An 18248-nucleotide genomic window follows, 5' to 3' on the forward strand; every position below is an offset into this window, starting at 1 on the left:
CGGCGCGCCGCCTTGCCGTCGCCGTCCGCGCGCCCCATCGTCATGTCCGCAGCACCGTCCAACGTGGCGACAGCCCGGCCGCCCGAGGAGACCGCATGACCGACCACCCCGCGACGAATCCGGCCGCGACGCCGATTCCGGACGTGTGGAACGTGGGCCGGCCCGGCGACCCGGACCGGACCGAGCTGGAGTTCCTCGGCTGCGAAGTGCTGTCGGTACGGTGGCGCGACGCCGACGGCGCGATCTGGCTGGAACCGGATCTCGACGTCGTGCTGCCGATGGCGCCCTCCCTGGCCGCCTACCCCGGTCCGGCGGACGGGCTGCACATGCGGGTGCACACGGCCGGGCTGACCGGCTGGTCCGCAGCGGAGCTCGCCGAGGCCACGGGCCTGCCGGTCGGTGCGCCGTACGAGCATCCGGACGCGATCTGGCCCGAGCCGCTGTCGGCCAGGTTCGTCCGGCTGAACTGGCAGTCCGACGAGCCTGCCGTGATCGTCTCCGCGCGCACCGAGGCCGCGCTGCGGTCGGTCCTGCACGCCGCGACGGCGCGCAGGCCGGACACGGTCTGCCGGGACAAGGCAGGCCATGTGCTGGCCCCGCCGCACGCCTGAGGCCGCCGCTCACACCGGCAGGAAGCGGGCCGCGTCGGCGACGACGTAGCCGTCGGTGGACTCGGTGCGGATCAGGACACTCGCGCCGGACGGCGACGACCCGGCGGGCAGCGTGAACGTGCCCAGCGACACCCACTGGCCGCCCCCGCCGCGCTGGTCGACGGTCCGGGTGGTGACCGTGCCGCCCGCGCATACGTCGACGGGCACGTTGCTCGCCCGGTTGGCGTGCGAGGTCCAGCGCAGGAACACCTGGTAGGCGCCCGCAGTCGGGATCGCCGGCGTGAACCGCAGGCGGTTGACGCCCTTATTCGCGTTGTCATCGTGCTCATAGTCGGGGCCCCAGTACCCGCTGATGGAGGTGGACTTCAGCCATACCCCCGCCCGGGTCACCCCGGCCGAGGTCGAGCTGTCGACGATGATCTCGCCAGAAGCGGTCGGCGGCCAGGTCAGCAGCTGCCCGTCGGCGCGCAGCCGGGCCTGCAGCATCGCGACCGGCACCTGCTGCACCGCCGACCCGGCCGTGATCGCCAGATGCGCCGCAGTGGCGGCGGACTGGCCCAGGATCATGAACACCGGTTCCATCCGGATCGAGCCGTAGGCGATGTGGCTGGCCGACAGGCAGACCGGGACCAGCAGGTTCTCGCACTGCGACGCGGCCGGGACGATGGCCCGGTAGCTGATCGGGTACGGCTGCGGCACACCGATCTGCACGTCGCCCTCGTTCTTCAGCGCGCCGGACACCACGACGCGCTGGCAGTTATGAGAGTCCATGGTGTAGCTGGCCAGCCCGACCGAGTCCGCGGCGGCCCGCCCGCCCCGGCAGTCCGCTTCGGTCATCACGTACGCCGACACCATCCGCCTGGCCTCGCGGACGTACAGCTGGGTGGGCCAGCCGCCGTTGCCCGTGAACTCGTCGGCGGCCAGGCCCCAGGACGCCGTGGCGGCGCGGATCGAGGCGGGCACGCGCGGATCGTTGGCCAGGAACCACATCAGGCCCTGCTGGTACGTGCGATGGTCGGCGACCATGCCGCCCCGCGCCGCATAGGATGCCGTCGGGTAGGCGTAGTTGGCGCCGATGAAGTCGGTCGAGAACGCACCGTCGTTGTTGGAGTCGGTCTTGCCGCCACCGACCGCGTGCGTCGTGAAGAACGGCCCGGTGTAGCCGGCCTGCACGTAGCGGGCCAGCGGCTCGTACCGGACCGGGTCGTAGCCGCTCGGCCTGGCGAACGGGACCCGGTCGGCGGCCTGGGTCAGGCACATCCGGAAGTTGTACGCCTGGATCCGGTCGTCGCCGCTGCCCGCGGGCGCGAGCGGGGCCGCCGAGATGCCCGGCAACAGCCCACTGGCGGGACTGCCCGCGGTGACGTACGGGTCGACGAACCGGTTGTACTGGTGCCCGCCGCGCAGCTGCACCCCGTCGATGGTCTCGCCGTAGACGCTGTTGGCCTCCCGGCCCACGGTCCAGGCGACGCCCGCGGCGGCCATCAGGTCGCCTTCATAGGTGGCGTCGACGTACATCGGGGCCCGGAACACCTGCCCGTTGTCGCAGGCCAGCTCCGTGATCCGGGTGCCCGCCCTGGTGACGGCGGTCAGCTGGGCGCCGAGGTAGACCGGCACGCCCGCCTCGGCCAGCAGGTCGTCGAAGACCGCCGCGGCGACATGCGGTTCGAACGTGAACCGGGTCGGCGAGGTCGCGGTGACCGAGGTGCCTTGGTACTTCGCGTACACCCGCCGGTAGAACTCGGCGGCCAGACCGCCGATCGCCGCGGTGACCCCGCTGTCGGTCATGCCGAGACCGCCGGTGGACAGGCCGCCGACATGCGTGCCCGGCTCGACGATCAGCGCGGTGCGGCCCAGCCGCCGCGCGGTCACCGCCGCGGCGATGCCCGCCGAGGTCGCACCGTAGACCACCAGGTCGGCGGTGACGACGGTCGCGGCGAGGGCGGGCACGGCCAGACCCGAGGCCGTGGTGACGGTCAGGGTCGCGGCGCCCAGGCGCAGGACATGGCGGCGGGTGTACGGCATCAGACGGCTCCAGCTCGACAGCAGACCAGGACAGGAGCGCGCCGCCGCACCCGGCCCCCAAGAATCGGCGCTCACCCCGATCGATGTCAACCCCGGTCGCGCAGCCGTTGCCGGAGGGCCGTACGGTCGCCCATGAAATCGCTCCATCGAGATATATGGAGGAACTTCGTGACACGTCGAATCCTGGCCGCAGCCGCAGCCGCAGCGCTGGCCGTACTCATCCCGGCCGCCCCCGCGCACGCCTCGGTGGCACCGGGCGGGTTCACCCGCGCCACGGTGGCCTGCCCCACCGGCAAGGTCGCCGTCGCCGGCGGCACGCAGGTGGCCGGGGAGGGAAGCCGCGACTTCCGCACCGTGCTACAGGAGTCGTCGCCCAGCGGATCGCTGTGGCTGATCGCCGCCCGCAACAACGACTCGACCGCGCACACCATCGGCCTGTACGCCGTGTGCGCCACCGCGCCGTCCGGCTACGAGGTCGTCCGCAAGGACGCGGTCGTCACCGCGGGCGGGTTCCTGCGCACGTACGCGGTGTGCCCGTCCGGCAAGGTCGTCCTCGGGGGCGGCGCCCAGGTCGTCGGTTCGGGCAGCGCCGACTTCCGCACCGTCATCCAGGAGACCGGCCCCGACTCGGCCATGGCCGGCGCCCTGAAGCTGTGGCGGACCGCGGTGAGCAACAACGACTCGGTCGCGCACACCATCGGCTTCTTCGCCGTCTGCGCCAACCCGCCGACCGGCTATGAGGTCGTCCGCCGCGACGTGTCCGTCGCCGCGGGCGGGTTCCTGCGTACGACGGCCAACTGCCCTGCGGGCAAGGCGGTGCTGGGCGGCGGCGGCCAGGTGATCGACTCCAGCGGCGCGAACTACCAGGTCGTGACGCAGGAGAGCGCACCCGGCGACGCGGGCGGCTTCGGGTTGTTCCTGACCGCCATGCGCAACAACGGCACCGCCACCCGCACCGTGGCCCTGCTGGCCGTCTGCGCGACGTCCCTGCCCGGCTACCAGATCGTCCCGCGCTACCTCTGAGGCCGAGTGCCCGAGCGTGGGCAAGTTGCCGGGCAGTCGGGCGTAAGAGTGCCCGAAACACGCCCGACTGCCCGGCAACTCTGATGATCTGGGCGCGTGCGGGCCGTACCGTGGCGGCATGACGACGCTGCACGGCGACCGCGTGACGCTGCGACCGGCCGGACCCGGCGACGTGGACGCGCTGGTCGCGATCCGGTCCACGCCGGAGGTCCACGCCCGCTGGCAGGGCGGCGACCTGGCCGCCGAGATCGCCGACGACCTCACCGATCCCGACGTCGAGCTGCTGGCGATCGAGCACGGCGGCCGCGTCGTCGGCGCGATCCAGTGGCACGAGGAGAGCGACGCCATGTACCGCCACGCGGGCATGGACCTCTACCTCGACCCGGCGGTGCACGGGCGCGGCCTCGGCTCCGACGCGGTGCGTACGCTGGCCCGGCACCTGATCGCCGAACGGGGCCACCACCGGCTGGTCATCGACCCGGCCGCGGACAACACCGCCGCGATCGCCTGCTACGCGAAGGTCGGCTTCCGGCCGGTCGGCGTGATGCGGCGCTACGAGCGGGGTCCCGACGGCAGCTGGCACGACGGGCTGCTGATGGACCTGCTCGCCGAGGACCTGTGCTGACCCGCGCCGAAATACGCGCGCCCGGGATGCAACAGGACGGCGGCACCGCGCGTACTTCATGGGTGGGAGGTGGCGATCGGTGCCCGATCATTCGTTCGACGAGTTCGTACGTGCCGCGCTGCCCACGCTCAGGCGATACGCCTACGCCCTGACCGGTGCGGTCGGGCCAGGCGACGACCTGATCCAGGACACCCTGGTCAAGGTCGCCGGAGCGTGGCGGCGTGTGCACGGCGACGGCAATCCCGTCGCGTACGCGAAGACGGCGATGCTCAACACATACCTGAGCGCCTGGCGGACCAGGCGACGCAGGCCGGAACTGGTTCCGCTGGTCGACGACCGGCCGGGGCCCGACGCGTACGCGGGCGTCGACGCCCGCGACCTGCTGCGGCGCGCGCTGGGACGGCTGCCCCGCGACCAGCGGGCGGTGCTGGTGCTCGGGTTCCTGGACGACCTGTCCGATGACCAGCTGGCGACCCTGCTGAACCGGCGGCCCGCCACGGTGCGCTCACTGCGTGCCCGCGGCCTGGCCGCGCTGCGCCAGCAGCTCGCCCCGGAAGGTGTGGGAGGTGAGACCCATGCACGATCTTGAGCAGGCCCTGCGCGAGGAGGTCGGCCGCCTGTCCGGCCTGCCCGGCGCCGGTGCCGACACCATGTTGGCCCGGGTGCACCGGCGGCGGCGCCGCAACCGGATCGCCGTCACGGCGGCGCTGGGCGCGGTCGCGGTGCTCGCCACTGTCGCGGGCGTCGTCTGGGGGCTGCGGCCGACCGGCGCGCCCGACCCCGCCCTGCCCAGCCCCACCCGCTCGGCCCAGCTGGCCATGGACCCGCCCACGCTGGCGTTCCCCGACGCCGACCACGGGTTCGCGCTGGCCGCGTCCTGCTTCGACGGCACCTGCCAGGCCGCGCTGGCCGCCACCGCCGACGGCGGCGCGACCTGGTCCACCCATCCCGTCCCGGAGATGACCTACCCCGGACCGGCGCTCGGGCCGCCGCTGAACCTGCACGCGCTCGACGGGCAGCACGTCGCGCTCGACAACTACGACGGCACCCGCCGCTGGTTCACCGCAGACGCAGGGCGCACCTGGACCCAGCCTCCGGTCGCCCCGCAGGGCACGGTCGACGAGATCCCGGTCGGCGGGCTGGCCTTCGTGCAGTCCAACGCCGGTGCCGACATCGACATCGTGGTGCTCCGGCCCGACGGCACCTCCGCCATGCTGGCCACGCCGCCGCCGACACCGATGATCAGCCTGCTCGCCGACGTGCGTTTCGGCGCCGACGGCAGCGCCTGGGTGTACGGCGGCGACGACACCCATACCTGGTTGTGGGCCAGCCGCGACCGCGGCCGCCACTGGCACCAGGTCCCCCTGCCCGGCGGGCTGGGCGGCGGCGGGTTCGGCAGCGCGGACTCGGTCCTGCCCGACCAGGGCGGCATCGTGTACGCCCTCGACGCCGTAGGCGGCCGCGCGTGGCGGACCACCGACGACGGCGTGCACTGGCAGCCGCTGACCCTGCGACTACAGAAACGCACGCAGGACTTCGGGCTCGGCGCGGTCGTCCGCTTCGACGGCAGCCTGCTGGTGTTCGACTACGAGCACTCCGCGCAGTTCGAGGTGAGCGCGACGGGCACGGCGTTCACCCCGGCGCCGCAGGCGGTCCCGATGCAGCGGTACGGCGGCCGGTACGTGCGCATCACCGACCGGGATCCGGCCAAGGCGAAGATCCTGCACTCGGTCGACGGCACCACCTGGACCGAGCTGCGCCTGTGACGCGGCGGGTCCCCGGCGGATCGGTCCGCCGGGGACCCGAACCCCTTTCGGCACTTCGGCGTTTAACAGTCACCCGAAGGGGATTCCCCAGTCGAACGCGTACACGTGAGGAGCCAGAGATGACGGTGTTGGCGAGCAGCCCGTCCATGGACGACATCGGCCGCCTGCTGCAGCAGCGTTATGAGGAAGCGGTCGAGCAGGTCCGCCTGGAGGCGCTGGCCCGCGCCGAGCTCCACGTGACGTTGCAGGGTCCGGGCGATGTCGCCGACGCCGGCCTGCTCATCTCCGAGAGCGCGCAGCAGGAGCTGGTGTCGGCCGCGTTGCGGGAGCAGTTGCAGCGGCTGGAGGCGGCGCTGGAGCGCTGGAGCGCGGGCACCCTCGGGACCTGCGAGTCCTGCGGCGGCCAGATCCCGCCGGGCCGCCTGGAGATCATGCCGTGGGCGACCCACTGCGTCCCCTGCCAGGGCACCGCCGGCCGCAACCGCTGACCCTGCGGCACCGCCGCGACCCGGCCGGCACATGGAGGACCCCCGCGACACGCGGCGGGTCCTCCGCTGGCTTCGCGGCGCGGTCGGGATGCTCGTGCCGAGTCCTGCGGAAAGTTCTGCCGTACAGTCTGTCGAATTCGCGCGGGCCGTTCGACGTACAGGCGTACCGACCGAGAACACGAAGCAGGAAGGCAGCCCCGACATGGCCCAGTACGCGGTCCTGATCTACGCCGGCGACTCCGCCCACAGCGCCGACGCCACCGCCGAGGACACCGCACCGCACGACCGGCACGCCGAGGAGCTGGAGCGCTCCGGCGCGGTGCGCGCGGCGTACGCGCTGACCCCGCGCGACCTGGCGACCTCGATCCGCGGCGACGTCGTCACCGACGGCCCGTTCGTGGACGCCAAGGAGGTCGTGGCGGGCTTCTACATCCTGGAGGCGCCCGACCTGGACGCCGCCCTGGCGATCGCGCGGCTCAACCCGGCCTGCCAGATGGGCGGCGGAGTCGAGGTCCGGCCGGTCGCCGGCGGTGGCCCCGTGGCGCCGCCCGCCCGATGAACCGGGGGGCGGCCGTCGAGGCGGCCATCGTCGACGCGCACCGCCGCGACTGGGCCCTGGTGCTCGCCGCGACGGCGCGCGTGGCCGGTGACCTGGACCTGGCCGAGGAATGCGTGCAGGAGGCGTACGCCGCCGCGGTGCTGAGCTGGGCCCGCGACGGCGTGCCCGCCAACCCGGCGGCGTGGCTGACCACGGCGGCCAAGCGGCGCGCCACGGACGCCGTCCGGCGCGAGCAGACGTTCCGGGCGAAGCTGCCGCTGCTGGTGGAGCCCGAGGAGGCGGTCGCGGACGCGGCGATGGAACGGCTGTTCAGCGACGAGGAGGACCCGGACGGCGGGGTGCCCGACGACCGGCTGCGGCTGATCTTCACCTGCTGCCATCCGGCGCTGGCGCAGGAGGCGCAGATCGCGCTGACGCTGCGGCTGGTGTGCGGGGTGCCCACCGCCGACGTGGCGCGGGCGTTCCTGGTGTCGGAGCCGACCATGGCGGCCCGGATCACCAGGGCGAAGAAGAAGATCTCCGGCGCGCGTATCCCGTACCGGGTGCCGCGGCCGGCCGAACTGCCCGATCGGCTGCGGCCGGTGCTCGCGGTGGTCCACCTGCTGTTCACCACCGGGCACACCGCACCGTCCGGCGTGGACCTGGTGCGCGCCGACCTGGTCGAGCGCGCCCTGCACCTGGCGCGGATGCTGCACGAGCTGATGCCCGACGAGCCCGAGGTGCGCGGGCTGCTGGCCCTGCTGCTGGTCACCCACGCCCGCAGCGCCACCCGGACCGACGCTGACGGCAGGCTCGTGCGCCTACAGGACCAGGACCGCGCCCGCTGGGACCGCGCCGCCGTCGCCCGGGCACACGACCTGATCGTGGCCGGGCTGCGCGCCGGGCCGCCCGGCCGTTACGTGCTCCAGGCGGCGATCGCGGCGCTGTACGCCGAGGCGCCCACCTATGACGCGACCGACTGGCCGCAACTCGTGCAGCTGTACGACGCGCTGCTGCGGGTGTGGCCCTCCCCCGTCGTCGCGCTGAACCGGGCCGTGCCGCTGGCCATGGTCGCCGGGCCTGAGGCCGCCCTCGCCGAGGTCGAGCGGCTGTCGGCGGACCCTGGCCTGGCGAACTACCAGTACCTGCCGGCGGTGCAGGCGGACCTGCTCAGCCGGCTCGGGCGCGGCGCGCAGGCGCGCGAGGCGTACCACCGGGCCCTGGCCCTCACCGCCAACGACGCCGAGCGGACCTTCCTGGCCGGCCGGCTCGCGAGTCTGGCCGACGGCCAGGCTCGGTGACCCCGCCTGCCGCGGCCCGGCCCGGCCCGGCCCGGCCAGCGTGCACCAGCTCGCCGCTCGCGGTAGGTGTGGCCCGCCGCGTGGACGGGTACTGCCTGATCATGGACAAACCGACCTTCACTCCGCCGGACTGATCCGTATGCGTTACGACCCGTGGCACGCCGCCGTCATCGATCTGCTGCAGCTCGTCCAGCACGCGCGGCCGGAGCAGGTCGCCGAGTGCGTGAACGCGGCACTTCGGCCGCTGGGCATGCAGGCGACCTGCTACCTGGCCGACGTGGAGCAGCGCTGCCTGCGCCCGATGCCGGAACGCGGCAAGCCGCTGGGGCCCTCGCTGAGCATCGACACCAGCCTCGCCGGCCGGGCATACACCGCGATCGCCACGCAGCACGCCGACCGGGGACCGCCCCAGCGCAGCTGGATCCCGCTCGTGGACGGCACCGAGCGCCTCGGCGTCGTCGAGCTGGTGGCGGACGAGGGTGGACCCGCGGCGGCGCAGGAGTGGTGCGAGACCTACGTCAACCTCGCCGGGCACCTGTTCGCGGTGAAGATGCCCTACGGCGACACCCTGCGCCAGCTGCGGCGCACCCAGCCCATGACCGTGGCCGGGGAGATGGTCTGGTCGACGCTGCCGCCGCTGACGTTCGCCTCCGAGAGCGTGGTCGTCAGCGCGATCCTGGAGCCGCGGTACGACATCGGCGGCGATGTGTTCGACTACTCCCTCGACGGTCCTCGGGTACGGTTCCTCGTCCTGGACGCGGTCGGCCGGGGGCTGCCCGCCGCGGTCATGTCCGTGACGGCGCTGGGCGCGATCCGGGCGGCCCGGCGGTGGGGGGCCGACCTGCTCGGCATGGTCGACCAGGCTGAGCTGGCGCTGACCGAGCAGTTCGGCCGGGACGCGTTCGTGACGGGGCTGTTCTGCGAGCTGGACACCGACAGCGGTGAGCTGCGTTTCGTCAACGCCGGGCACCCGTCGCCGCTGCTGCTGCGGCGCAGCCGGACCGTCGGTGAGCTTGACGGCGGCCGACGCCTGCCCCTCGGCCTGGGCGACGCACGCCGCGAGGTCGGGGAGGATTCGCTGGAGCCCGGTGACCGGCTGCTGCTCTACACCGACGGGGTGACCGAGGCAAGGGACGGCGACGGGACGCCGTTCGGGGTGGAACGGCTGGCCGACCTCGCCGAGCGGGCGCAGCTGGCAGAGCTGCCGGCCCCGGAGACCCTGCGGCAGCTGGCGAGGCAGCTGGCCCAGTTCCAGGTCGGGCCGCCCCGGGACGACGCGACGCTGATGCTCGTCGAATGGTCGGTCGAGGCCTCCCGCCGGGTCCGGCTGTGACCCTCGTCCGTGGAGCGTGCCCAGGGCGGGAATCGGTGGCGGATGGCGGGATGCCGGGCGTTGTTACCCTGCGGGCCGCAGCCGAGCAGGAGGACTCATGGTCAGGACCTCGCCGAACGCCAGGCCCGAGGGCAGGCGGCCCAGGTCGTGGGGGTGGCGCGTCGCGCTTACGGCCGTCACGACTGCGGCACTGCTGGTGGTCGCCCATCAGGTCGCGGTCCTGCTGCTGTACGCGCTGTCGGTGCGGGCCGACGGTGTGGCCGCCGCCCGGATCACGCTGGTGCTGCTCGGATTCGCGGTCTGGGTTCCCGCGACGCGGGTCGGCTACCGGTGGCGGGACATCGTGCTGCTGCTCATCCCCTTCTACGGCCTGTTCCTGGCCTTGCGGATCGTCTGGCGGTGCTGGTACCTGCCCTTCGCCGACTGGATGCCGCGCCCCGAGCAGCAGGCGCGCTGGCAGCAGGTGCTGCACCCCAGCGAGCCCGGCGAGCTGTTGTTCGTGCCCGCCGGCCGTTCGCTGCCCGAGGGCTGATCCCGGCAGGCGCCCCGTCCGGAGGCGGGACGCCTGCCGTCGCCCTATTGACGGGCGATGCGTACGACACCGGTGACGGTGCCCTGGTAGTACACCCCGTTGCGGGACGTGCCCGCGGTCTGAAGCGGGTTGACCAGGGCCGAGCCCAGCAGCAGCTGGTCGGACACGGCCCCGGTGCGGGCGTCGACGGCGGCGAAGTAGAACGGGTCGAGGTCGCCCAGCAGGCCGTCCTGGACCGCGGTGTACAGCCTGCCGTCGGCGGTCGACAGCCGGGGCAGCGCCGCCGAGCGGGTGCCCGTCTCCCACACCACGTCGCAGCCGGTGCCGTCGGCGCGGACGTCGACGCGGGTCAGGCCGCCGGTGAACGGGGCGTCCTCGGGCACGCTCGGGCCCGCGTCGTCGGGCAGGGCCGGGTAGTCGTAACCGTAGGAGTTGGTGAGGAACACGCTGCGGCCGGCGGCCACGGGCGCGTTCTCGGTGCCGCTGGCGGGCTTGCCGGTGAACAGCGGCCGCGTGCAGAGCACCGTGCCGTCGGCGGCGCGCAGGACGAGCAGGTTCATGTGGGGAGACGCGTTGTCGGTGATCGCCACGTACTCGGTGCCGGTCGCTGGTCCGAAGAAGACGGGGGTGGCTCCGCTGCCCCAGCTGAGCTGGCCGGGCTTGCGGGCCGGGCCGCGGTCGTACGCCTGGCGCCAGCGCAGCACCGGGATGCCCGGGGTGTCGGCGGCGAACAGGTACAGGGCGTGGTCGCTGGTGACGGCGACGCCTGCGGGCACCGTGGACAGGCTGTTGGCGATGCGCTCGCCGGCGGGCAGACGGTAGGCGTTCACGCTGCCGGTGGCCGGATCGTAGACCCCGACGGTGCCGGCGGCGGTGATGAACCACACCCGGCGGTCGTAGCCGGCCAGCACGCCGACCACCGAGTCGTCGGCGGCCACTGCGGCGGCCAGCGACACCTTCTGCGTCACGCGCAGGGTCCAGATGCCGAACAGGCCCCGGCTGTGCGCGATGCGCAGCAGGTCGCGGTTGCCGTCGACGACCACGACCTGGTCGGTGTCGTCGAGGTAGGCGTAGACGCCGCCGAGCAGGTTGCCCTTGGCGATGGACAGCCTGGCCAGCGAGTTGCCGGTGCCGCGGTCGAGCAGGTGGACCGCCGGGGTCTGGCCGAGCACGTCGGTGCACAGGGCCAGCAGTTGCCCGTCGCCGCCGTGCAGCAGGGTCGGGCAGGCTGCCAGCAGCGTGGCCCGGGTGGCGGTCAGCGGCGCTCCGGCCGGTCCGGGTTCGGCGAAGGTCTTGGCCGAGGCGCTGTCGCCGTGGCTGCTGGCTCCTCCGGCGGGGGCGGTCGCCGGGTTCTGCGGGGCGGGCGGGCCGAACTCCGGATAGCCGGCGCTCGCGGGGACGGCGGGGGATGCGGCGGCGACCAGCACGCCGAGGACCAAGGCTAGTGCGGTGCGGCGCGGGCGCCGGCGCGGAACGGATGAGGGCACAGGTTCTCCTGCCGATCGCTGTGTCTGTCCGACCAGGACCGCAATACCCTACTGTTCATATCGGCGTTGTAGGTGAACAACTTTCGCAGTCCGGGTTGCGGCATTGCGCCCGACCCGACCAACCATATAACCTATAGAAATAGTAGGAATAGTTCCTGCCGTCCGAACAGGATTGCGCGAGGCAGTGCACATCACGGCCAGACACGACTACGCGGTGCAGGCGATGCTGGCCATCGCCGCGGCCGGTGGCGCGCACGTGTCGACCAGCCAGCTCGCCGCCCGGCAGGGCATCCCCGCGACCTACCTGCCCCCGCTGCTGTACGACCTGCGCCGGGCCGAGCTCCTGCTCAGCCGGGCGGGCAACGACGGCGGCTACAGCCTGGCCCGGCCCGCCGAGCTGATCTCCATCGGCGACGTCATGCGCGCCGTCAGCGGCGAGCTCAGCAGCATCCGGGGCCGCCCGCCGCACGCGATCACCTACGTCGGCTCGGCCCGCGCGCTGCCGCTGTTCTGGCGGTCGCTGCACGCGGCGGCTGGCGGCATGCTGAACAGCACGAGCCTGCGCGACCTGCTGGATCAGCTGACAGAGACGGGCGGCTGACGCCGGCACGAGGCGGCCCGCGGGTTCGTCGGTGGGCGACAGCAACGTCCACCGCCGGGCCCGCGGGCCTGGGCACCTCGTACGACGGTCAGACGGCGCCGACCGCCTGCGACCGGCTCTGCACCGCGCCGACCTCGGGCGCGACCCGCACCTGCACGTCGGAGCCGACCTGCACGCCCAGCGCAAGGAACTCGTTGCGGTTGAGGGTGACCGTGACGTCCTGGTCGCCCACCGCCACCTCGACCCGGATCTCGAAGCCGATGCGGGTGACCCGCCTGACCCGACCCGACACCGCGCCGGGATCGGTGCTGTCTACCAGCAGTTGCAGGTCGTGCGGGCGCACCAGGCGGCCGCCGAGTTCGGTCACCGGGCCGAGGAACCGCATGACGAAGTCGTTGGCCGGGCGGTCGTAGAGCTCGTCGGGCGAACCGACCTGCTCGACGCGGCCCTCGTTGATCACGACGATCTCGTCGGCGACCTCCAGCGCCTCCTCCTGGTCGTGGGTGACGAAGACCGTGGTGACGTGGACCTCGTCGTGCAGGCGGCGCAGCCAGTCGCGCAGCTCCTTGCGCACCTTGGCGTCCAGGGCGCCGAACGGCTCGTCGAGCAGCAGCACGCTGGGCTGCACCGCCAGCGCGCGGGCCAGTGCCATGCGCTGGCGCTGGCCGCCGGACAGCTGCGCGGGCAGCCGGTCGGCGAACTGGGACAGGTGGACCAGCTTCAGCAGCTCGTCGACCCGGTCGCGGATCTCGGCCTTGGGCTTCTTGCGGATCTCCAGGCCGAACGCGACGTTGCGGGCCACCGACAGGTGCTTGAACGCGGCGTAGTGCTGGAACACGAAGCCGACGTTGCGCTTCTGCGGCGACAGCCGGGTGGCGTCCACGCCTTCGATCTCGACCCGGCCGGTGTCGGCGGTCTCCAGCCCGGCGATGATCCGCAGCAGCGTCGACTTGCCGCCGCCGGACGGCCCCAGCAGGGCGGTGAGCCCGCCGGACGGGATGCTCACGGACACGTCGTCGAGGGCGACGAAGTCCCCGAAACGCTTGGAAACTCCTGTGATCTCGATGCTCAACGGTCTTCCTTAGGGCGGAGGGCGGAGACGACGATGATGCAGGCCACCGCCACGAGGGCGAGCAGGAAGGCGGTGGCGTACGCGCCGGGCTTGTCGAAGTTGAGGTACTTCTCCTCCACGACCAGCGTGGCGGTACGGGTGTCGCCGAGCACGTTGCCCGACACGACCTTGACCGCGCCGAACTCGCCCAGCGACCGGGCGAGGCTCAGCACGACGCCGTAGATGACGCCCCACTTGATCGACGGCAGGGTGATCCGCAGGAACGTCTGCGCGGCGTTGGCGCCGAGGCTGCGCGCGGCCTGCTCCTGCTCCTCGCCGACCTCTTCGAGGACGGGCACGACCTCGCGGATCACCAGCGGCAGCGCCACGAACACCGTGGCCAGCACGATGCCCGGGGTGGCGAAGATGACCTGGAAACCGGCGCCTTCCAGGGCCGGGCCGAACCAGCCGGTGCGCCCGCCGTAGACGAGCACCAGCGCCAGGCCGACCACGATCGGGGAGACCGACAGCGGCAGGTCCAGCAGCGCGCTCAGCCACCGCTTGCCCGGCAGGTCGTAGCGGACCAGCAGGATCGAGATGCCGACGCCGAACACCGTGTTGATCACCACGGAGATGAGCGCGACCTGCACGGTCAGGCCCAGCGCGTGCACGATGTCGGGGTCTTCGAGCAGGCCGGTCAGGTTGTCCGTGCCGTCGGCGAAGGCGTTCTTGGCGACCAGGTACACCGGCCACGCCACCAGGAAGAACAGGTAGACGATGACGAGCAGGCGGATCAGGTAGCCGATCGGGCCGCGGCGGGTGCGGGTGCGGCGGTGGGACAGTTCAGCCACGGCGCACCAGCCTCCGCTGCAGGGTGTCGACGACGACCAGCACGATGAACGAGATCACCAGCAGGATCGTGGCGACCGCCGCGGCGCTGTCGAGGTTGTCGTTCTCGATGCTGCTGAGGATGCGCACCGAGGTGACCTCCGTCTTCATCGGCAGGTTGCCCGACAGCAGCACGAGCGAGCCGTACTCGCTGACGCCGCGGGCGAACGACAGCGCGGCGCCCGCCGCGATGGCGGGCGTCAGGCTGGGCAGGATGATCCGGCGGAACACGGTGAACCGGCTCGCGCCCAGCGACATGGCCGCCTCCTCCACGTCGCGGTCCAGTTCGGCCAGCACGGGCTGCACGGTGCGGACGACGAACGGGAGCGTGACGAACAGGAACGCCAGGAAGACGGCGGTGCGGGTGTTGGCGATGTCGACGCCCAGCGGGCTGTTCGGCCCGTACAGCGCCAGCAGCACCAGACCCGCGACGATCGTCGGCAGGGCGAACGGGATGTCGATCAGGACCTCCAGCACCCGCTTGCCGAAGAACCGGTCGCGGACCAGCACCCACGCGATGAGGGTGCCCATGACGACGTTGACCACCGTCACCGCGAACGCGGTGCCGACGGTCAGTTCGATCGCGGCCAGGGTCTGCTCGTTGGTGACGGCGTCCCAGAACCCGCTCCAGCCGCCGGTCGACGCGGTGACGACGACGGCGGTCAGGGGGATCAGGACGAGCAGGCTGAACCAGAGCATCGTGACGCCGAAGCCGACCCCGGAGACCCAGGTCAGGGGGCGTCCATGCCGGATCGGCCGGCGGGAGACCGCCGGCCGATCCGTCGTGAGGGCCGTCGCCGTCACTTGGCCTTGCCCGAGGCCGCGATGATCTTGACGATGAGGCCTTCCTTCTCGTCGAAGAACTTCTTCGACAGGGCCGACCAGCTCTCGAAGTCCTTGCTCACGGTGAGCAGCTTCGCCGGGGTCGGGAAGGGGTTGGCCGGGTCCTTGACGCCCTGGATGCCGGTGGTGTCGACACCCTCGATGATCGGGCGGAAGCCCTTGAGCGCGAACTGGCGCTGGCCGTCCTTGCTGAGCACGAAGCTCAGCCAGTCCTTGGCCTTCGGGTCGGCGTTCTTGGTGATGGCGCCCGGGTTCTCGATCAGGATCGTGGTGGCCGGGACGACCCAGTCGAACTTCTCCCCCGCCTGGGTGGCCAGGATGGCCTCGTTCTCGTACGCCAGCAGCACGTCACCGGTGCCGCCGAGGAAGGCGGTGGTGGCGTCGCGGCCGCTGCTGGGCAGCGACACGACGTTGGCGAACAGCTTCGTCAGGAAGTCGGTGGCCTGGGCGTCGGTGCCGCCGTTGGCCGTGATGTGGCCCCACGCCGCGAGCGCGTTCCACCGGGCGGAGCCGGAGGAGGCCGGGTTCGGGGTGACGATCTGGACGCCCGGCTTGATCAGGTCGTCCCAGCCCTTGATGCCCTTCGGGTTGCCCGGGCGCACCGCGAGCACCACGATCGAGGAGGACACGATGCCCTTGGTGGGGCCGGCGTTCCAGTCCTTCTCGACCAGACCGGCGTCGACCAGGCGGGTGACGTCGCTGGAGACCGAGAAGTGGACGTAGTCGGCCTTCAGTCCGTTGACGACCGCGCGGCTCTGGTCGCCGGAGGCGCCGTAGGAGGTCTGGAACTTGACGCCCTTACCGGCGTCGGTCTTGTTCCAGGCCGCGGCGATCGCCTTGTTGGCCTGCTCGGGGACCGCGAAACCGACGATGTGCAGCGTGGTGTCGGAAGCCGGCGTGCCGCTGTTGTCTTCCTTGCCACCGCACGCCGACAGCGCCAGTACGGCGGCAGCGGCGAGCGCGACGGTTGCTCTGATCCGGTTCTTCATGCGGAACCTGTCCTCCTCGGGGCGCGCGGAAGCGCACCGATCCCCACCGGTCCGGTGTGGTCGGTTTATCAGCAATGAAAGGGGGGTGCAGCTGACTAGGTGCAGGTGGTCGATCGAGTTACCGCACGCAGCACCGATGCCACGCTCCGGCCGCCTCCGCCAGGTGGCGGCGCGGTCCGGCTCGACCACGGAATGAATATCCCACTAAACCGCTAGGGTTTCAAGACTTTGGCTCCGCAGCCGATCAACATCATCCGCAGTTTCCGATATGCCCGAGAATGCACAGCCGAATGGGCCATAGGCGCATCGCCGAAGGGGCGACCGGCGGTGCGCCGGACGTACCGGGTGCGGCCATCATGCACTCCGCCCGCGAACTTCCCGGTCAGCCGAAGGTACGAAGGCCCGCGCCGCCGGGTCGGCGGACACGGGCCTTCGTGGTGGCGCTCAGCCGCGCAGGGTCGGCAGGACGCGGCGGCCCAGCAGGTCGACGCCGCGCATCGGGCTCAGCCCATGCGGGGTGCCGAACTCGATCCGGGTCACCCCCGCCGCGAACAGCGCCTCGGCCTGGGCGGCGACCTGGTGCGGGGTGCCGGAGAACGCGAACAGGTCGAGCAGGTCGCCGCCGATCAGCGCGCCCGCCGCGACGTGCTCGCCGCGCCCGACGTGCGCCTGGACCCGGGCCAGCAGCTCGGGATCGATCTCGACCGTCGGGTCGAGATCGGCGACCACGGCCAGGTACATGGCGACCTCGGTGCGCGCCAGGCTCCGGGCGGCGGCGCCGTCCTCGTCGACGACCGTGACGGCGCCGAGGGTCAGCCCCACCTCCGACGGCTTGCGCCCGGCGGCGGTCGCGGCCGCGTCGAGCCAGCCCCGCATGGTCTTGCCCATCCCCGGGTTGGCCGAGCCGCCGACCTTGACCTCGTCGGCGACGGCCGCGGCCAGCTCGGCGGTGCGCTGCCCCCAGGTGCCGACCAGCAGCGGCACCCGGGGCCGGTGCGGGGTGTAGCGCAGGGCCGTACCCGGGGCGATGGTCAGCTCCTTGCCGCTGTAACCGGACGGGTCCTGGGCGAGCAGCAGGTTGACCACGTCGACGGTCTCGCGCAGCCGGCGCAGCGGCCGGGCCTGCGCCACGCCGACCTGGTCCAGCCAGGTGCCCCGGGCCAGGCCGAGGTAGGCGCGGCCGCCGGAGGCGAGATCGAGTGCCGCGGCCTGGCCCGCGATCTCGGCCGGATGCATCGTGTACGGGTTGAGGCACGCCGGCCCGAGCGTGATCCGGCTGGTGTGCTGCGCCGCCACGAGCAGCGGGAAGATGGGCGGCTGGTACATCAGGTCGCCGAAGACCGACAGGGTGTCGAAGCCGTGCCGTTCGGCGAGCTGGGCGATGGCGGCGTACTCGGCGGCGGTCTTGTCGGACTGCACGCCGAGTCCGATGAGGCGCTGGGTCACGTGAGCTCTTCCGTGGGGATGGTGCGGCGGCGGGTGCGCTCGATGCGCATGATCAGCCGCTCGTCGGGGTCGGGGCAGGCGACGTGGCAGTCGGTCTCCAGCCAGTCGCCGGGCGGCAGCGGCCGCTGCTTGGCGGGCAGCAGCGGCATGCACGCGGCCAGGGCGTACAGGCAGAAGTGGCCGCCGGGGGGCGTGGACAGCCGGTTGGACTCGGTCAGGTCGATGTAGTCGCCGACCTTCAGGCCGCACACGGAGCGGCCCTCGATGCGCTCGACGACGACGCGCAGGTCGTACAGGTCGGTGACGGGTTCGTCGGTCATGACAGGGCCTCCGCGTGGTGGTGCACGATCCGCCAGCCGGTCTCGTCGCGGCGCAGCACGTCGGTGACCCGGAAGACGTCGTCGCGGCCGCCGTCGGCGTAGCGGGCGCGCAGCAGGTAGCGGGCCACGCCGGTCCCGTCCCAGGCCTCGGTGAGCAGTTCCTCGGGGCTGACGGTGACCGAGCCGCGGGCGGGGGCGCCGGTGCGGGCGGCGGCGCGGCGGTCGCGCAGGTCGTCCAGGGCGGGCAGGCCGTGCAGCAGGGCGGGGGCGTCCGATTCCCAGATGGTCAGGTCGGGGTGCAGGTGGGCGTCGAACCCGGGGCGGTCGCCCAGGGACCGGTACATCGCGGTGATGACCGCGGCGATGTCAGGGGTGGTCACG

20 protein-coding genes are annotated in these 18248 nt (G+C 72.6%); 11 read left to right on the forward strand and 9 right to left on the reverse strand.

Features of this window, described 5'->3' with window-relative positions:
• The first annotated feature begins 95 nt into the window (after positions 1-95).
• Positions 96-611 (forward strand): hypothetical protein, encoded by a 516-nt coding sequence (locus Cs7R123_RS21545; RefSeq protein ID WP_212829518.1) that lies wholly within the window; start codon positions 96-98, stop codon positions 609-611.
• A gap of 9 nt (positions 612-620) precedes the next feature.
• On the opposite strand, the gene Cs7R123_RS21550 is transcribed toward Cs7R123_RS21545, so the two are convergent.
• Entirely contained in the window at positions 621-2636 is a 2016-nt protein-coding gene (locus Cs7R123_RS21550) for an FAD-dependent oxidoreductase (RefSeq protein ID WP_212829519.1), read from the reverse strand.
• 168 nt (positions 2637-2804) lie between these two features.
• Between Cs7R123_RS21550 and Cs7R123_RS21555 the strand changes: the two genes are divergently transcribed.
• The 9 genes from Cs7R123_RS21555 to Cs7R123_RS21595 all read left to right on the forward strand — a co-directional run bounded on the left by Cs7R123_RS21555 (position 2805) and on the right by Cs7R123_RS21595 (position 10242).
• Positions 2805-3659 carry a hypothetical protein gene (locus Cs7R123_RS21555; protein ID WP_212829520.1) on the forward strand — a complete coding sequence of 285 codons (855 nt, stop codon included), beginning with the start codon at positions 2805-2807 and terminating at the stop codon, positions 3657-3659.
• 118 nt (positions 3660-3777) lie between these two features.
• Positions 3778-4284: a GNAT family N-acetyltransferase gene (locus Cs7R123_RS21560; RefSeq protein WP_212829521.1), complete on the forward strand. Its 507-nt coding sequence runs from the start codon at positions 3778-3780 to the stop codon at positions 4282-4284.
• A 79-nt stretch (positions 4285-4363) separates the two neighbouring features.
• The gene (locus Cs7R123_RS21565) at positions 4364-4873 is read left to right on the forward strand and encodes a SigE family RNA polymerase sigma factor (RefSeq protein WP_212829522.1); all 510 of its coding nucleotides are present in this window, start codon (positions 4364-4366) and stop codon (positions 4871-4873) included.
• Positions 4860-6050, forward strand: coding sequence for a hypothetical protein (locus Cs7R123_RS21570; RefSeq protein WP_212829523.1), 1191 nt, complete (start codon positions 4860-4862; stop codon positions 6048-6050). The genes Cs7R123_RS21565 and Cs7R123_RS21570 overlap by 14 nt, the downstream gene beginning before the upstream one ends.
• Positions 6051-6169: 119 nt before the next feature.
• Complete coding sequence (locus Cs7R123_RS21575; protein ID WP_212829524.1) at positions 6170-6538, forward strand: TraR/DksA C4-type zinc finger protein; 369 nt, start codon at positions 6170-6172, stop codon at positions 6536-6538.
• Positions 6539-6740: 202 nt separating this feature from the next.
• The gene (locus Cs7R123_RS21580) at positions 6741-7097 is read left to right on the forward strand and encodes a YciI family protein (RefSeq protein WP_212829525.1); all 357 of its coding nucleotides are present in this window, start codon (positions 6741-6743) and stop codon (positions 7095-7097) included.
• 59 nt (positions 7098-7156) lie between these two features.
• Positions 7157-8377, forward strand: a complete 1221-nt coding sequence (locus Cs7R123_RS21585; RefSeq protein ID WP_244872446.1) for an RNA polymerase sigma factor — start codon at positions 7157-7159, stop codon at positions 8375-8377.
• Between the two features lie 139 nt (positions 8378-8516).
• A complete protein-coding gene (locus Cs7R123_RS21590) occupies positions 8517-9710 on the forward strand; it encodes a PP2C family protein-serine/threonine phosphatase (RefSeq protein ID WP_212829527.1) in 1194 nt (397 codons plus the stop codon).
• A gap of 97 nt (positions 9711-9807) precedes the next feature.
• Entirely contained in the window at positions 9808-10242 is a 435-nt protein-coding gene (locus tag Cs7R123_RS21595; protein WP_212829528.1) for a hypothetical protein, read from the forward strand.
• 44 nt (positions 10243-10286) lie between these two features.
• Here the strand turns inward: Cs7R123_RS21595 and Cs7R123_RS21600 are convergent, their stop codons facing one another.
• Complete coding sequence (locus Cs7R123_RS21600) at positions 10287-11681, reverse strand: hypothetical protein (RefSeq protein WP_212829529.1); 1395 nt, start codon at positions 11679-11681, stop codon at positions 10287-10289.
• 232 nt (positions 11682-11913) lie between these two features.
• Here Cs7R123_RS21600 and Cs7R123_RS21605 point away from each other — a divergent pair, with 232 nt between their 5' ends.
• Positions 11914-12330: an Rrf2 family transcriptional regulator gene (locus Cs7R123_RS21605; RefSeq protein WP_212829530.1), complete on the forward strand. Its 417-nt coding sequence runs from the start codon at positions 11914-11916 to the stop codon at positions 12328-12330.
• An 88-nt stretch (positions 12331-12418) separates the two neighbouring features.
• On the opposite strand, the gene Cs7R123_RS21610 is transcribed toward Cs7R123_RS21605, so the two are convergent.
• From Cs7R123_RS21610 to Cs7R123_RS21640, 7 genes are all read right to left on the reverse strand, one after another.
• Positions 12419-13402, reverse strand: coding sequence for a sulfate/molybdate ABC transporter ATP-binding protein (locus Cs7R123_RS21610; RefSeq protein WP_212829531.1), 984 nt, complete (start codon positions 13400-13402; stop codon positions 12419-12421).
• Positions 13399-14232 carry a sulfate ABC transporter permease gene (locus Cs7R123_RS21615; RefSeq protein ID WP_244872066.1) on the reverse strand — a complete coding sequence of 278 codons (834 nt, stop codon included), beginning with the start codon at positions 14230-14232 and terminating at the stop codon, positions 13399-13401. The genes Cs7R123_RS21610 and Cs7R123_RS21615 overlap by 4 nt, the downstream gene beginning before the upstream one ends.
• Complete coding sequence (gene cysT / locus Cs7R123_RS21620; RefSeq protein WP_212829532.1) at positions 14225-15073, reverse strand: sulfate ABC transporter permease subunit CysT; 849 nt, start codon at positions 15071-15073, stop codon at positions 14225-14227. The genes Cs7R123_RS21615 and cysT overlap by 8 nt, the downstream gene beginning before the upstream one ends.
• The gene (locus Cs7R123_RS21625) at positions 15070-16101 is read right to left on the reverse strand and encodes a sulfate ABC transporter substrate-binding protein (RefSeq protein ID WP_212829533.1); all 1032 of its coding nucleotides are present in this window, start codon (positions 16099-16101) and stop codon (positions 15070-15072) included. Before Cs7R123_RS21625 ends, cysT begins: the two co-directional genes overlap by 4 nt.
• A 444-nt stretch (positions 16102-16545) precedes the next feature.
• Positions 16546-17547 (reverse strand): LLM class flavin-dependent oxidoreductase, encoded by a 1002-nt coding sequence (locus Cs7R123_RS21630; RefSeq protein ID WP_212829534.1) that lies wholly within the window; start codon positions 17545-17547, stop codon positions 16546-16548.
• Positions 17544-17867 carry a TIGR04076 family protein gene (locus Cs7R123_RS21635; protein ID WP_212829535.1) on the reverse strand — a complete coding sequence of 108 codons (324 nt, stop codon included), beginning with the start codon at positions 17865-17867 and terminating at the stop codon, positions 17544-17546. Before Cs7R123_RS21635 ends, Cs7R123_RS21630 begins: the two co-directional genes overlap by 4 nt.
• A complete protein-coding gene (locus Cs7R123_RS21640; RefSeq protein WP_212829536.1) occupies positions 17864-18247 on the reverse strand; it encodes a nuclear transport factor 2 family protein in 384 nt (127 codons plus the stop codon). Before Cs7R123_RS21640 ends, Cs7R123_RS21635 begins: the two co-directional genes overlap by 4 nt.
• Between the last annotated feature and the right edge of the window lies 1 nt (position 18248).

It is taken from the genome of Catellatospora sp. TT07R-123 (assembly GCF_018327705.1).
Classification (GTDB): Bacteria; Actinomycetota; Actinomycetes; order Mycobacteriales; family Micromonosporaceae; genus Catellatospora.

Bases quoted from the DNA above. Each gene is read 5' to 3' on its own strand.
- Cs7R123_RS21545 (WP_212829518.1), top strand. From the start codon at position 96: ATGACCGACCACCCCGCGACGAATCCGGCCGCGACGCCGATTCCGGAC.
- Cs7R123_RS21550 (WP_212829519.1), bottom strand. From the start codon at position 2,636: ATGCCGTACACCCGCCGCCATGTCCTGCGCCTGGGCGCCGCGACCCTG.
- Cs7R123_RS21560 (WP_212829521.1), top strand. From the start codon at position 3,778: ATGACGACGCTGCACGGCGACCGCGTGACGCTGCGACCGGCCGGACCC.
- Cs7R123_RS21570 (WP_212829523.1), top strand. From the start codon at position 4,860: ATGCACGATCTTGAGCAGGCCCTGCGCGAGGAGGTCGGCCGCCTGTCC.
- Cs7R123_RS21575 (WP_212829524.1), top strand. From the start codon at position 6,170: ATGACGGTGTTGGCGAGCAGCCCGTCCATGGACGACATCGGCCGCCTG.
- Cs7R123_RS21580 (WP_212829525.1), top strand. From the start codon at position 6,741: ATGGCCCAGTACGCGGTCCTGATCTACGCCGGCGACTCCGCCCACAGC.
- Cs7R123_RS21590 (WP_212829527.1), top strand. From the start codon at position 8,517: ATGCGTTACGACCCGTGGCACGCCGCCGTCATCGATCTGCTGCAGCTC.
- Cs7R123_RS21595 (WP_212829528.1), top strand. From the start codon at position 9,808: ATGGTCAGGACCTCGCCGAACGCCAGGCCCGAGGGCAGGCGGCCCAGG.
- Cs7R123_RS21625 (WP_212829533.1), bottom strand. From the start codon at position 16,101: ATGAAGAACCGGATCAGAGCAACCGTCGCGCTCGCCGCTGCCGCCGTA.
- Cs7R123_RS21635 (WP_212829535.1), bottom strand. From the start codon at position 17,867: ATGACCGACGAACCCGTCACCGACCTGTACGACCTGCGCGTCGTCGTC.